This is a genomic window from Arthrobacter sp. KBS0703 (assembly GCF_002008315.2).
Taxonomy (GTDB): domain Bacteria; phylum Actinomycetota; class Actinomycetes; order Actinomycetales; family Micrococcaceae; genus Arthrobacter.
This window is the reverse complement of sequence record NZ_MVDG02000001.1, coordinates 2,036,541-2,050,800: the sequence shown is the minus strand read 5'-3', so window position 1 is coordinate 2,050,800 and position 14,260 is coordinate 2,036,541. Positions and strand designations below refer to the sequence as shown.

Genomic DNA, 14,260 nt, shown 5'->3' with positions numbered 1-14,260 from the left:
ATGAAAACCACCTCAATGAAGAGACTGGCTGTCGCCCTTTCCCTCACCTCTGCACTGTTCCTGGCAGCTTGTGGATCAACGCCGGCAGCAGCCCCGAACGCCGGGGGCGGTTCAACCGACGTCAAAGGCAAGAAGGTGACCCTGCTGACGGTCGCCCAGAGCTGTGATTACTGCGCCAAGCACACCGAAGAATTCAAGAAGGTCGCCGAAGCCGCAGGCGTCCAGGTGACGGTCGTCGTCAACGACTTCAACGCTGCCGAACAGGCCCAGCAGGTCACCCAGGCCATCAGCACGCGCCCTGACGCCGTTGTATTGTGGCCCGCCGATGCGACCGCCATCATGCCGTCCCTGCAGCGGCTCAAGCAGTCCAAAATCCCGGTAGTCGTCACCAACTCACACCCGCAGTCCGACGATGACAGCCTCTGGAACACCTTCACCGGGCCCGATGACTACGCCAACGGCCAGGAGGCCGCCAAGGCCATGATCGCCGGCTTCAAAGAGAAAGGCTTCGGCGACTCGGGCTCGGTCGTTATCGTCGAAGGTGTACCCGGAACCCCGCCGGCCATCAACCGCACCAAAGGCTTCAAGGACGAACTGGCAAAGTTGGCCCCTGGAATCACCATCGCCGGTTCACAGCCGGGCAACTGGGATCAGACCCAGGCCACATCCGCAGCTGCCAGCCTCATCACCCAGTTCGGGAACAAGAACCTTCGCGGCATCTACGCCCAGGCAGACAACATGCTCGCCGGCGCCATCGTCGCGGCTGACCGGGCCGGCCTGAAATCCACGGACCTGGCCATGGTCGGATCGAACTGCTCCACCGAGGGTTACACCGGCATTGAAAAGGGAATCCAGTACGCCTCGGTTCTGCAAAGCCCCATCGAGGATGGTGAGTACGCCGCCAAGGCTGTCATTGATGTCCTCGAAGGCAAGAGTGTGGAGAAGAACAGCTATCTGACCCCCAAGATGATCACCAAAGCCAACCTTGCTGACTGCGCTGCAGCAGTAGGCAAGTAACGGAGAAATTTATGACTGACTGGACACTCACTCTTCCCGACCATGTCATCGTCACGGGCGCAGCCAGTGGGTTGGGCCTGGAATGCGCGAAGGCACTGCTGTCAGCGGGAAGCCACGTCTTCGGTGTCGACCTCGGAGGCAGCCCCGCAGAGTTGACGGACCACCCCCGGTACCAGCACATCGTCGGCAACGTCGCAGAAGAGGCGACCTGGCAGGAAGTAGCCAAAACGGCCACTGCAGGCGCCAACGGATCACTGGGGCTGATCGCCGCAGCAGCGATCCTTGGTGTCGGCACGCTTGAGGAAGAAACGCTGGAGTCGTGGAGGCGGACCTGGGAAGTGAACGTCCTCGGCAACGTCATCGCCCTCAAAACGCTGATGCCGCACCTGCAGAAAGCGGAGCACGCTTCCGTGGTCGTGGTGACCAGCGTCGATGCCCACTTCGCGGAACAGCAACTGGCGTCCTATGCGTCGTCCAAGGCCGCCCTCACCGGAGCCGTTCGCACCATTGCTTTGGACTACGCCCGCACGGGCATCCAATTCAACCTGTTGGCACCGGGGCCCATGCGGGCCGGACTTTTCGAACGCCACCTGGCCTCGGCCAGTGACCCGCAGAAATTCCTGGCCACCCGTGAGGCGCGGCAGCCCCTCGGACGCATCACCGGAGCGGATGAAGTCGCCAATTCGGCACTTTTCCTGCTCTCCAAGGAGTCCTCGGCCGTCTTCGGCACCACCGTTGTAGCTGACGGGGGCCTGACAACCGGTTTTGATTTCCGGACCGGCTCCGAAGGCTCTTCGGCGCATCAGAACTAAAACACCACAGGAACACCGAACCACCGAAAGGTACAACTCATGGAACTGGAACTGACCGGCAAAAAAGCCGTCATCACCGGCGCTGCCTTGGGCATTGGCCGTGCCACCGCCCTGCTGCTCACAGCCGAAGGAGCCACGGTCGCAGCCCTGGACATCGACAAGTCGGCTCTGACCGAACTTGAGGAACTGGCCGCCGACCACCCTGGCCGGATCGTCCCGACCGTTGTTGACTTCACCCAGGGTGAAGCCACGAACAACGCTGTTGCCGGGGCTATCGACCAGCTCGGCGGCCTGGACCTTCTCATCAACAACGTCGGCTCTGGAGCAGTCCGGACCTTCGAGCAGATCACCGACGAGGACTGGGCCCTCACGATGGAGCTGAACTTCATGAGTTACGTGCGCGCCATCCGCGCCGCTCTGCCCGCCCTGCGCGAGTCAGCGGCGCCGTGCATCGTCAACAACGCATCCGACCTCGCCCGGCAACCTGAAGCCCAGCCTGTCGACTACTCCGCCAGCAAGGCCGCAGTCTTGGCCCTGACGAAATCGATTGCCCGCGCGGAGGGCCCGAAGATCCGGGTCAACGCCGTGGCGCCCGGACCCATCTGGACGCCGTTCTGGACCAAGCCGGGCGGGTTCGCAGACACGCTCGCCACCGTGCACGGCATGGACCCCCAGGCAGCCGTCGAACACGAAATGAAGCTCCGCCAGCTTCCCTTGGAGCGGCTTGGCACCCCGGAGGAAGTTGCGCGCATTATCGCCTTGCTCTGTAGCCCGGTGACCAGCTTCGTCACTGGCTCGGTGTGGGGCGTGGATGGCGGCAGCATCCGTGGACTCATCTAGCCTTCAGCCCGCCCTGGATCGGAAGGAGCATCACGTGCCCGATCACCATTCTGCAAACGAACAGGAGATCCTGTCCCTCGAAGACCGCCGCTACGAGTGCGTGCTTAGGTCTGACTTCGACGCCTTCGCTGAACTTTGCCATGAGGACCTCGTCTACGCGCATTCAAACGGGGAACGCGATGACCTGAGGAGCTACATCGACAAGTGCCGGCAGGGTGTGTACGTCTATCACCGGATCGATCATCCGGTGGAGCAGGTCAAAATAGTGGGCGATGTAGCCCTCGTGATGGGAGAAATGCACGCTGATCTGACCATCCGGGGCACGCGTACCGCACTGGACAACGCCGCCTTGGCCGTGTGGATCCGCGTGGGTTCATCCTGGAAGCTGCTGGCCTACCAGCCGACGCCCAAGCCTGTGCAGGCGGCCCTCGGTCAGGAAGGCACAACCGCCTCCGCGGGCTCAAATGTCTAAAGTGCCCTAGGCCCGCAAAGCCAAAAGAGTGCCGGCGACACACGTCGCCGGCACTCTTTTTGACGTCTACCGCCTCCACGTCTTAGCAGGCGGTGCGCAAGGCGAGGAGCGTGCCCTTTTGTATTGCCCCGGTTGACACTCACAAACGAACGAACGCATCCGCACTGAAGGCACGACACGTCCATGCCATGAAAGGGGAGGAATGCTAAGAGTGGGAGTGTTCCGTCGTCGCGGAGTCCTCACCGTTCGATCCCTGTCCGGCCCTGGCCAGGTCGAGGGGATGGGCGAAGCCTTGACGGCCGACCACGGCCCAGATGGCTACGCAGTCCTCACCGGAGGTGTTGCTGAGACGGTGCGGCACGTTGGAATCGAAGTTCATGCTGTCTCCAGGCCCGAGAACATCGCTGTCGAAGGCGACCTGGACGTTGAGCCGGCCGGAAAGGATATGGATGTACTCCCATCCGGGGTGGCGCATCAGGGCGTCCGCGGCGCAGGACTCGCTCCCGGGCGCGTACGTCACCCGCAGGAACTCGACCAAAGGGTCGGCCCGTTCGGTGAGCCGCTCCCAGCGGACGCCTCCCATGTTGATCTCTGGACGGTCCCCGGCCCTCTGGATTCCCGGGATTGCCGTGCCTGCAGACGGGGCGAAGACGGAAAGGCCGGCCAGCTCGCTGGCAGTTGAATCAACGGTTGCGCCATTTCCTTCCGGGGCGGGAGCCGAGTGCTCACCACTCATGAGCGTGTCCAAGGAGAGGCCAAGCTCCGAAACGATGGTGTACAGGGTTCCGATGGAAGGGACGGCACGGCCCAACTCGACCTGTGACATGAAGCTCGCGGAGATGCCGACCCTGCGGGAGAGCTCCCTGAGGGAGATCTTCGCCTTGGTCCTGGCAGCCCTGAGCTGACTGCCCAGTTGGGCACGACCCTCCTGGGTCACCGGTGCAGTGGCTTGAATGCTCATCCTCGGCCTTTCCGGCGATCCAGTCCGTCAAAAGAAGGGACCGCTGATATGTCTGTCCACCACGGGGCCGGGGAACCAGCCATAGATGTACAGTGCGCGTACACACTAGTTTAGCTTCTCTACCGCATCATTGCCCAGACTTCACAGTTATTACGCCGGAAAAGGATCATGGAAGGGTGCGGAGGGGCCGAGTGTAAAGTCGTATGTGCTGTATTACTTGACACTGTGGGGTGTATCACTTTACATTTGAAGGGTGATGAAGCCGCGAGAGCTGATAACGGCGGGGGATCTCCCCGGCCGGTCGGCGCAGCGGCCAAGGCTTCCGGAAGCGCCGGACTCGAAGTCGAGGACGGGCAGCACCGGAGCCAGAGTTCCACTGTGTATGTCTACCTTCTAATTAGGAGCAAATGATGGTGCAGGATCGCAAAGGCGCCTCCGCATTCAAACTGAGCCGCCGCCACCTTGGTGTCGCCGTGCTCGCAGGCGCCACGTTGGCGCTCTCCGCCTGCGGCGGGGGTGCGTCATCGGGAAGCGACGGCAACCCCACCGTCGGCTTCTCAGCAGGTGTCCTCGACAATCCCTTCACGGCAGGTCTGGTGGACTCCGTCGTTACCGAGGCCAATTCGAATGGCCTGAACATGCTCCCGGCGTCCAATGCCGAGGGCGACCCCGCCAAGCAGGTGACCGACATCAACACCCTGATTTCACAGGACGTGAAAGGCCTGGTGACTATACCCCGGGACAGTGATGCCATCATCCCGGCCATCCAGGCCGCGAACGCCGCAAACATCCCCGTCGTGACCGTGGACACCGCAGCCAATGGCGGCAAAATCTACATGAACATCAGGGCGGACAATGTTGCCATGGGCACTAGCGTCTGTGAACAGATCGGCAAGCTGACCGGCGGCAAGGGCACGGTCCTGGAACTGCACGGCGCGCTGTCAACGACTTCCGGATTCGACCGCGACAAGGGCTTCAGCGAATGCATGAAGGCCAAGTTCTCCGGGATCTCAATCATCAAGAAGGACACCAACTGGGAATCCGCGAAGGCCGTGGAAAACGCCCAGACAGTTCTGAGCACCTCCAAGGTCGACGCTGTCTTCCTCGCCAGCGACTCCGTCATGCTCTCCGGCGTGCAGACCGTGATGGAAGGCCAGGGCAAGTGGGTTCCCGCCGGTCAGCCCGGACACATCCCGCTGGTAACGATTGACGGTTCCAAGGGATCCCTGGATGCCATCCGCTCAGGTCACGTTGACGCTGTTGTTTCCCAGCCCGTGGACCTCTACGGCAAGTACGGAGTCCAGTATCTCAAGGACGCCATCGCCGGCAAGGAATACAAGGTCGGTCCGTCCGAGCACGGCAGCGAAATCGTCGATTACAAGGGCAACCTTGCCGACATGCTTCCGTCCCCGGTCATCACCAAAGACAACGTTGAGGACCAGAATCTCTGGGGCAACAAGAAGTAGCCTCCTCCCGGCCGAGTGGGGCCAGGGTGAAGACTGAATTTGAGAAAGGGTGACATCGTGGTCACAGCCAATATCCAGAACGCCATCGAGATCCGAGGGCTGCAGAAGTCCTTCGGATCGACCCAGGCGTTGACAGATGCCAACCTGATCGTCCGTTCAGGCGAATCCCGGGCCCTTCTCGGCCGGAACGGTGCCGGAAAGTCCACCTTGATTGCGATGCTTACCGGTCTGGTGACTCCGGACGCCGGCAGCATCCACATCCAAGGCGCCAACGGTGAAGTCACCGAAGGGCCAGGATCCGATTCCATCGCCTGCGTCTATCAGAAAAGCACCCTCGTGCCGGAACTGACGGTGGCGGAAAACATCAGCCTGGGTGCCTACCCGCGCAAGCGGTGGGGGAGCGTGGACTGGCCTGCGATCCGCAGGACGGCCACTGACCAACTCAAGGACTGGGGTTACGAGCGCATTGTCGACAAGACGGTCGCTGACCTTGAACCGCTGGAAAAGAAAATCGTCGAAGTATGCCGGGCACTGTCCCGGGGACCGCGGATCCTCCTTCTGGACGAACCGACGGCCGGCCTGGATGAAGGGGCATCGCATGAACTCTTCGCCCAGATCAACAGCCTGCGCCAGCGCGGGGTCACCGTTATTTATGTGTCCCATCATCTGGAGGAAATCTTCAAGGTCTGTGATTCTGTCACTATCCTGCGTGACGGACGCGACGTCCTGACCGCACAGACGGCGGACCTTACGGTCAACCGGATCGTCAACGTCATGGCCGGAGTAAGCGAGGAAGAAGCTGCGGCGGCAAAGAAAGAGATTGCGGCTGAGCATCGCCGCCAGGACCAGTTGGGCGAGACGCGCCTCACCGTGACCGGCGCCGCCGTCGGCTCCCGAGTCCTGGCAGCCAACCTGACAGTCCGTGCCGGGGAATGTGTGGGCCTTACAGGCCTCGACGGGGCAGGTCACGTCCAGCTTGCACAGGCCATTGCCGGCCAGCTGGCACTGGATAAGGGCACCGTTGACCATAACGGCCACACCCTCGGCCAGGGAAATGTCATCAAGACCATTAACGCGGGTGTGGGCTTTGTTCCCGAAGACCGCCACGTTAATGGCTACGTCCCGGAACTGTCCGTTGAAGAGAACGCCACCCTGACGATAGTTGACCGGCTTCGCGGCCGCGGGGGCCTTATTAGCTCAGGCCGCCGCCGCGAACGCTTCACAGAACTCTCCGGGGCATGGGCCATCAAATGCGACGGACCGACCCAGGCCGTCGAAGAGCTCTCCGGAGGCAACCAGCAAAAAGTCGTGCTTGCACGGGCGCTGGCTTCCAACCCGGACACACTTGTCCTCGTCCACCCCACCGCCGGTGTGGACGTGACGGCCAAGGAATCCATCTACGAATCACTCCGGGCACTGCGCGACAGCGGACGGTCCTTACTGATCGTCTCCACCGACGACACCGACCTGGAAATCTGCGACAGGGTGATCGTCATGTACAAGGGCGAAATCCACGCCGAACTCAACGCCGGCTACGAAGAGTGGGAACTCGTAGGCGCCATTCAAGGGGCGGAGGCAGCGGCATGAAAACGTCCGCCCAGCCCCTGCAGCCCACGACCACAGAGTCAAAGAACCAAGGAGAAAGTCCAATGTCCACGCATACCCCGACCGTTGCGGGTACGCCGACCAGCCGCCGGCCCCTCAACATCATTGATCAAGCCCGCTCGTCCGGCTGGGCCCGTGAGCTCGCGCTGCTGCCCGCCATTATTTTGGCGATGGTGATCGGGGCCATCCTGTCCCCGCAGTTCCTCACGGCGAACAATCTCCTGAACAACGTCCTTGTTACCTCTGCGGTGCTTGGGATCGTCGTGATCGCTGAAAGCATCATCCTGATCTCCGGATACTTCGATCTCTCCCTCGAATCCGTCGTGGGCCTGGCCCCGATGCTTGCCGTTTGGCTGGTCCTGCCCGCCGCGGTCGGCGGCTCCGGATGGGGATGGTCGCCGTGGGGTGCGTTCGCTGCGATGTTCGTCCTGAGTATCGTCATCGGACTCATCAACGGATTCCTTGTCGGCAAGCTGAAGCTCAACGCCTTCATGGTCACCCTCGCCATGCTCACCCTGCTCCGTGGCCTGACCATGGGCCTGTCCGGTGGCAAGACCCTCTCGGGGCTGCCCGCTGAATTCCTCGCCCTCGGCAACACCAAGTGGCTGGGCATCTCCATCCAGATCTGGCTCTTCGTGATCTTCCTGGTCGCCGCCGCGATCTTCATGCGCAGCCACCCGGTCGGCCGCAAGCTCTACGCCATGGGCGGCAACAACGCTGCCGCCGCAGCAGCAGGCATCAAGACGCTGCGTCTGACCATCGGAGTATTCGTCGCCGGCGCCGTCATCGCCGCGTTCGCCGGCCTCATGCTCACCGGCCGTATCGCTTCCGTGACCGCCAACCAGGGCGACGGCCTCATCTTCACCGTCTTCGCAGCGGCCGTCATCGGTGGCATTAGCCTCAACGGTGGCAAGGGCTCCATGATCGGCGCGCTCAGCGGCGTGCTGCTGCTGGGTATCATCCAGAACATCCTCGTCCTGTCCCAGGTGCCCTCGTTCTGGATCCAGGCCATCTACGGCCTCATCATCCTCAGCGCCCTGATCTTCAACTACCTGGCCGGTTCCCGGCGCACCCGCCGCGTCGTCTAACCAATCCCGCCACTCTGGAAAGCAAGGAGCACACACCGTGAGTTCATCATCCTTCGACGGTAAAGTCGCCATCGTCACCGGCGCGGCCAGCGGCATCGGCCACGCCACAGCACTGGCACTGGCGGCACAGGGTGCAACCGTCTACGGAGCCGACGTAGCCGCCGGTGACGCAGCCGACGGAGCCATCCAATGGCGGCACCTCGACGTTGCCGAAGAAGACGGCTGGAAGGCACTCACGGAAGAAGTGCTCCAGGCCCACGGCCGGATCGACGTCCTGGTCAACAATGCAGGCCTGGTCGGATCGTACGAATCGATCACGGACATCGACATTCAGGACTGGCACCGGATCATCTCCATCAATCAGACCGGTGTCTTCCTGGGAATGCGCTCGGTCGCACCGGTCATGCTGGCGCAGGAATCCGGATCCATCGTGAATGTCTCGTCCATCTGGGGACTTGTCGGAGCAGCAGGCGTCGCCGCCTACCAGGCCTCCAAGGGTGCGGTGACCATGATGACGAAGAACGCCTCCGCCACCTGGGCAGCGCAGGGGATCCGCGTGAACTCGGTCCACCCCGGGCTGATCACAACACCCTTGACGGAAAACCAGGATCAGGCAATTTCCGATGAACTGATTGCCAAGACACCCATGCACAGGGCCGGAAAGGCCAGCGAAGTCGCCGATGCGATCGTCTATCTCGCCTCCGACAAGGCCTCCTACATCACCGGCGCACAGCTCGTTGTCGACGGCGGATTCACCAACATCTGAGCACCCCTTACCAGCCGCCCCAGCTCTAAGGAAGGAACAGCACCATGAGCACGGATCTCGGCCCCGAAACACTGACTGCCGCTGTCATCGACAGTTTCCGCAATACCCCGGATGACCGGCTTCGGACCATCCTGACCAGCCTCACCACCCACCTTCACAACTTCGTCAGGGAGATCGAACCCACGATCGAAGAATGGGAAACCGCCATCAACTTCCTGACCGCCACAGGCCAGAAGTGCGACTCCGTCCGACAGGAGTTCATCCTCCTCTCCGACGTGCTGGGCGTGTCCATGATGGTGGAAACGCTCAACGACGCCGAAACTCCGGACGCCACCGACTCCACTGTCCTGGGCCCCTTCCACATGGTCGAATCCCCAAATCGTGAACTGGGCGAGAATGCATCCCCGGAAAGCGAAGGAGACATCTGCCTGGTCAGGGGCCGCATCCTCTCAGTCACCGGCGAGCCCGTCCCCAATGCCACCATCGACATCTGGCAGGCAAACACCAAAGGCTTCTACGACGTCCAGCAACCCGGCATCCAAAGCATCGGCAACGGCCGGGGCCTGTTCACGTCCAACGCCGCCGGAGAGTTCTACTTCCGCAGCGTCATCCCCAGCTATTACCCGATCCCGACCGATGGGCCTGTCGGGGACCTGCTGCACGCGACTGACCGGCACCCGAACAGGCCGGCGCACATCCATTTCATCGTCACCGCGCCGGGTTTCCGGGAACTGACGACCCACATCTTTGTTGCCGGCAGCGACTACATCGACTCAGACGCCGTTTTCGCCGTGAAGCAGAGCCTGATCGCCGAATTCGTGCCCAACACCTCAGAAGCCGATGCAGCCCGCTACGGGCTCACCTCACCGTTCATGGAGGCAGTGATCGACATTGTCATCCACCCCGACCTCGTCGACCCGGACATTATCAACACCGCCGTGATGTCCCCGTCCACTGCACGGATTATCGAAGCACAGGAGAACACCCGATGAAGGATTTTCAGTACCAGGCACTTCCGATGCGCGTCCGCTTCGGAGCTGGCTCGCTTGCCTCACTTAACGACGAAGTCGTCAACCTTGGCCTCAAGCGTGTCCTGGTCCTGGCTACCCCCTTCCAGGCGGATATGGCCGAAAGGGTTTCACAACAGCTGGGCGAGCTCAGCGCCGGCGTGCATGCAGAAGCTGAAATGCATGTGCCCATCGAATCCGCCCACAAAGCGCGTGAAGTAGCGGCTGCTGCCCAGGCCGACGGGTACGTGGCGGTCGGCGGCGGGTCCACCACCGGTCTGGGCAAGGCCATCGCGCTGGAGTTCGGCCAGCCCATCATTGCGGTGCCGACCACCTACGCGGGCTCCGAAATGACGCCGGTATGGGGCCTGACCGCTGACGGCGAGAAAAAGACCGGACGCGACTCCAAGGTTCTGCCCACCAGTGTCATTTACGACCCCGAACTCACCGTGTCCCTCCCGGTGAAGATGTCGGTCACCAGCGGATTCAACGCCATCGCCCACGCCGTGGAAGCGCTGTACGCGCCGGACGGTTCGCCCATCATCTCCCTGATGGCCGAGGAGGGCACCCGTGCCCTGCTCGAAGCAATGCCAAAGATCGTCGAAGACCCGTCCAACATCGAAGCGCGCTCCGATGCCCTGTACGGGGCCTGGCTCTGCGGAGCTACGTTGGGTGCGACGACCATGTCTCTGCACCACAAGTTGTGCCACACGCTCGGCGGGACCTTCAACCTTCCCCACGCTGAAACCCACACAGTGGTGCTTCCCTATGCCCTGGCCTACAACGCCCAGCACGCCCCGCAGGCGATCGCGGCCCTGCAGCGCGCCACCGGGGCAGACAACCCGGCGGCCCACTTCCGGAAACTAAGCCTCGCCCTCGGTGCACCGTCGTCCTTGGCCGAGCTGGGCCTGAAGGAATCCGACATCGACAAGATCGTTGAAATCGCCACTAGGAACCCGTATGCCAACCCGCGGGAAGTAACACCCGAGGGCATCCGCGAACTTGTCACGGCCGCGCTTCATGGCAGCGACGTCTAACAATCCTCGATGCTCCTTGTTGCCTGAATCTACAGAAAGAACACAACATGTCTGAGACCGTCAACGACGTGCGCACGGCGTCCGTAGCACCTCCGCTCGGGACCGTGCCGGCCGTCCTGGTCCGCAAAGACGCCGACGGCACCGTCACAGTCGAACCCGGCACAGCACCCGTCACTGCCCCCAAGCCCAACGAGCTCCTGGTCAGGCCCGCTTACGTGGGGGTGTGCGGCACCGATATCGAAATCCTGCACGGCAGCATGCCGGAATCCTTCAAGATCAATTACCCCCACGTCCTGGGCCATGAATGGTCAGGCATCGTCGTGGAAGCCGGCACAGCTGTTGAAGGATTCCACCCGGGGGACCGGGTTCTCGGGCACGGACACCTGGGTGGCAACGACTGGTTCGGGGTCACCCATGATGGAGCCGCAGCCGAGCTGTTCACCGTCCCGGCCGACATGTGCTTCCACATCCCTGACGAAGTGGACATGCTCACGGCCGCCGTTATTGAACCCTTCGCCTGTGTATTGAACGGACTTAAGAAGATCGGCGGCATCAGTGCCGCCGACACGGTCCACGTGCACGGGCTCGGAGCAATCGGCCTGAATGCAGTGATCCAGGCTGTCACCGCCGGAGCGGAAGTGGTCGTATTTGATCCCAGCCCACTTCGTCGCGAAACGGCGATGAAACTGGGGGCTGCGGCTGCCATTAATCCGGTCGAAACCCCGGACACCACCGGTGCTGCAGCAGCAGCCATGGGGCGGCCCTTCGCCGACGTCGTCATCGAAGCGTCCGGCAACTCCGCCGCGCAGGCAGCAGCCCTTGAAAGCGCAGACCACAACGGACGCGTCCTGCTGATGGGTGTCTCCACACCAAAGTTTGCGCCTGCACGCCTGGGTCTGGTCCAGGAACGAAACCTCTTGATCACCAGCTCCACCGGGGCGCCGGTAGCAGTATGGCCCGCAGCAATCCGCTACGTGGCAAACACCCGACTCAACCTCGGCGAGATCGTCTCCACTGTCGTCCCGTTCTCCCGCGGAGACGAAGCCCTCCAAAGGGCACAGGATTCAAGCCGGGAAACGAAGGTCATGCTCGCCCCGGATGCCACCAACGCCGACGGCGCGGCCGCCTCCTCAACCCACAAAGCCAACTAACAAAGGACGAACGTGAACGACACGAACATCATTCAGAACCGGGACCTCCTGGCCTCCTGCTGGACCTGGGCAGGCAACGCCGCCCCGCTTCGGGGCGATGAAACGAGCCCGATCGATGTGCGCACCCGGGTTGAGGCTGCCGCCAAGGCAGGCTGGAAGGGACTGGGCTTTATCCACGCCGACCTTCCGGAGATCGAAAAGACCATTGGTCTCAAGGGGCTCCGCCAGCTGCTGGACGACAACGGCATCATCCACGTCGAGATGGAATTCCTCGCGGACTGGTGGAAGACCGGCCCCGAACGAGATGAATCCGATCGCTGGCGCAAGATCCTGTTCAACGCCGCAGAAATCCTCGGCGTCAAGACCATCAAGATCGGCGCCGAACTCGCCCTTGAAGGCGAGCCGGCGCCGGTGGATGAAACCGCGTTCCACCAGGAATTCGACCGGCTCGCCACCCAGGCCGGGGAAGTGGGCACGCGCGTCGCCCTGGAACCGATGCCCATGAACAACCTCAAGACCATCGAAATCGGTGCGAAGTTCATCAACGAGGTCAACAACCCCCACGGCGGGCTCACCGTCGACACGTGGCACACCAGCCGCGGCGGCACCCGCTACGAAGACCTGGCCGCCATCCTGCCGATGGACAAAGTCTTCATCGTCGAGATCGATGATGCCCGCAAAGACGTCATCGGTTCACTGTGGGAAGACACCATCAATGAGCGTCTGTACCCAGGTGAAGGTGACCTCGACACGGTTGCCTTCGTCAAGGCCATTCACAACGCCGGATGGCGCGGACACTGGGGGGTGGAAATCCTCGCTGAATCACACCGCCTGCTGCCGTTGGATCAGGCATTGGCACGCGCCCACGATTCAGCCGCGGCGACACTCGAGGCAGCGTCCCAACTGATCGCCGCGGAACAGTCCGAAAAGGTCTGACCCGAGCTGAGCCACAGTAAGCCTGGCCCACGCGCTCCCCGGCAAAGGGGTTGTGCGTGGGCCAGGCCTGCCACGGAGCCTTACAAGAGAACCGGAACACCATGAGCGCACCAGCCCCCGAGGCACGACCCGATGCTGCCATACAGCTTGGCATGCGTCTTCGTGACGCCCGGCAGAGCGCCAAGCTCTCCGTGCGCGAACTCGCGCGCCGTGTGGACGTCTCCGCCAGCCTCGTTTCACAGGTCGAGCTTGGCCGCACAACACCGTCTGTCGGAACCCTTTACGCCCTCGTATCAGCGCTGGGCTTGTCCCTTGATGCGGTACTGCAGGATGGGGCGCAATTTCCGTCGACAGGTACCGGTCTTCGGGTTGTTGAAACTCCAGCCGTCAATGAGGACGGGCAGCCTTGGTCATCCGAAGGTGCCGTGACACCTCTGGTGCCATCTACAGGGAGCAATGAACTTCCCGGACTCCTGGAAGCCAAGGACCGTCCAAAACTCCGTGTCGATGGTGTCCTCTGGGAGCGACTCACTGCGGAGAACGACCCCAACGTGGAACTGCTCCGCGTCACGTACCGAAGCGGCACCGAATCATGCCCGCCGGACAACCTCATGCGGCACGGGGGACACGAATACTTCCACATCCTTGAAGGAAGACTCAACGTGGAGGCCGGCTCCTCCGCGGGAACCCTTAGCGCCGGTGACAGCATCAACTTCGTCTCCTCCGCTCCTCACCGGATCAGCAATCCTTTCAACGAAGATTGCATCGCAATTTGGGTGGTGGTCGGCCGGCGAAGCCATCAGCAGGACAACCCGGTCTCACCGGTCGCATAACCCTGGCGAAGACTGCCCGTTCGCAGCGGATTTACGCTTGGCTCTGCATGCATACAACACAAATCAGCAGCTGAAAGAGAGCGATGCCTGCTCTCACGGAATATGGAACGGAGTCCCCAGTTGAATTCTTCACCCACTCGCTACCGTTGGCGGGGACCTTCGGGTGAGGCGCAGCCAAGGACTGCGACCACTCCTGTCCACTGGAACGAACTCAGCCCGGGCGACCTTGTGTTGGTGCTGTCCGGGAAGACTTCGCACACCGGAACGGT

14 protein-coding genes are annotated in these 14,260 nt (G+C 62.2%); 13 read left to right on the top strand and 1 reads right to left on the bottom strand.

Annotation, left to right across the window (positions count from 1 at the left end):
- From B1A87_RS09705 to B1A87_RS09690, 4 genes are read left to right on the top strand one after another with little or no spacing between them, the layout of a single operon-like run.
- Nucleotides 1-1,017 (top strand): sugar ABC transporter substrate-binding protein, encoded by a 1,017-nt coding sequence (locus B1A87_RS09705; protein ID WP_078029758.1) that lies wholly within the window; start codon nucleotides 1-3, stop codon nucleotides 1,015-1,017.
- Nucleotides 1,018-1,028: 11 nt separating this feature from the next.
- The gene (locus B1A87_RS09700; RefSeq protein ID WP_078029759.1) at nucleotides 1,029-1,829 is read left to right on the top strand and encodes an SDR family NAD(P)-dependent oxidoreductase; all 801 of its coding nucleotides are present in this window, start codon (nucleotides 1,029-1,031) and stop codon (nucleotides 1,827-1,829) included.
- 39 nt (nucleotides 1,830-1,868) lie between these two features.
- Nucleotides 1,869-2,669 (top strand): SDR family NAD(P)-dependent oxidoreductase, encoded by an 801-nt coding sequence (locus B1A87_RS09695; protein WP_078029760.1) that lies wholly within the window; start codon nucleotides 1,869-1,871, stop codon nucleotides 2,667-2,669.
- Nucleotides 2,670-2,703: 34 nt separating this feature from the next.
- Complete coding sequence (locus B1A87_RS09690) at nucleotides 2,704-3,141, top strand: nuclear transport factor 2 family protein (protein WP_221937573.1); 438 nt, start codon at nucleotides 2,704-2,706, stop codon at nucleotides 3,139-3,141.
- A gap of 205 nt (nucleotides 3,142-3,346) precedes the next feature.
- Here the strand turns inward: B1A87_RS09690 and B1A87_RS09685 are convergent, their stop codons facing one another.
- Complete coding sequence (locus B1A87_RS09685; protein ID WP_078029762.1) at nucleotides 3,347-4,102, bottom strand: helix-turn-helix domain-containing protein; 756 nt, start codon at nucleotides 4,100-4,102, stop codon at nucleotides 3,347-3,349.
- Between the two features lie 407 nt (nucleotides 4,103-4,509).
- Here B1A87_RS09685 and B1A87_RS09680 point away from each other — a divergent pair, with 407 nt between their 5' ends.
- The 9 genes from B1A87_RS09680 to B1A87_RS09640 all read left to right on the top strand — a co-directional run bounded on the left by B1A87_RS09680 (nucleotide 4,510) and on the right by B1A87_RS09640 (nucleotide 13,991).
- Nucleotides 4,510-5,568: a sugar ABC transporter substrate-binding protein gene (locus tag B1A87_RS09680; RefSeq protein ID WP_078029763.1), complete on the top strand. Its 1,059-nt coding sequence runs from the start codon at nucleotides 4,510-4,512 to the stop codon at nucleotides 5,566-5,568.
- Nucleotides 5,569-5,625: 57 nt separating this feature from the next.
- Nucleotides 5,626-7,155, top strand: coding sequence for a sugar ABC transporter ATP-binding protein (locus B1A87_RS09675; protein ID WP_139362927.1), 1,530 nt, complete (start codon nucleotides 5,626-5,628; stop codon nucleotides 7,153-7,155).
- A 62-nt stretch (nucleotides 7,156-7,217) separates the two neighbouring features.
- Nucleotides 7,218-8,261 carry an ABC transporter permease gene (locus B1A87_RS09670; protein ID WP_078029765.1) on the top strand — a complete coding sequence of 348 codons (1,044 nt, stop codon included), beginning with the start codon at nucleotides 7,218-7,220 and terminating at the stop codon, nucleotides 8,259-8,261.
- Nucleotides 8,262-8,298: 37 nt separating this feature from the next.
- A complete protein-coding gene (locus tag B1A87_RS09665) occupies nucleotides 8,299-9,027 on the top strand; it encodes an SDR family NAD(P)-dependent oxidoreductase (RefSeq protein ID WP_078029766.1) in 729 nt (242 codons plus the stop codon).
- A gap of 44 nt (nucleotides 9,028-9,071) precedes the next feature.
- Nucleotides 9,072-10,019, top strand: a complete 948-nt coding sequence (locus B1A87_RS09660; RefSeq protein ID WP_078029767.1) for a dioxygenase — start codon at nucleotides 9,072-9,074, stop codon at nucleotides 10,017-10,019.
- Nucleotides 10,016-11,071, top strand: a complete 1,056-nt coding sequence (locus B1A87_RS09655) for a maleylacetate reductase (protein WP_078029768.1) — start codon at nucleotides 10,016-10,018, stop codon at nucleotides 11,069-11,071. Before B1A87_RS09660 ends, B1A87_RS09655 begins: the two co-directional genes overlap by 4 nt.
- A gap of 47 nt (nucleotides 11,072-11,118) precedes the next feature.
- The gene (locus B1A87_RS09650) at nucleotides 11,119-12,222 is read left to right on the top strand and encodes a zinc-binding dehydrogenase (RefSeq protein ID WP_078029769.1); all 1,104 of its coding nucleotides are present in this window, start codon (nucleotides 11,119-11,121) and stop codon (nucleotides 12,220-12,222) included.
- 12 nt (nucleotides 12,223-12,234) lie between these two features.
- Nucleotides 12,235-13,158, top strand: coding sequence for a sugar phosphate isomerase/epimerase (locus B1A87_RS09645; protein WP_221937572.1), 924 nt, complete (start codon nucleotides 12,235-12,237; stop codon nucleotides 13,156-13,158).
- A 152-nt stretch (nucleotides 13,159-13,310) separates the two neighbouring features.
- Nucleotides 13,311-13,991 (top strand): helix-turn-helix domain-containing protein, encoded by a 681-nt coding sequence (locus tag B1A87_RS09640; protein WP_221937571.1) that lies wholly within the window; start codon nucleotides 13,311-13,313, stop codon nucleotides 13,989-13,991.
- The last annotated feature ends 269 nt before the right edge of the window (nucleotides 13,992-14,260 follow it).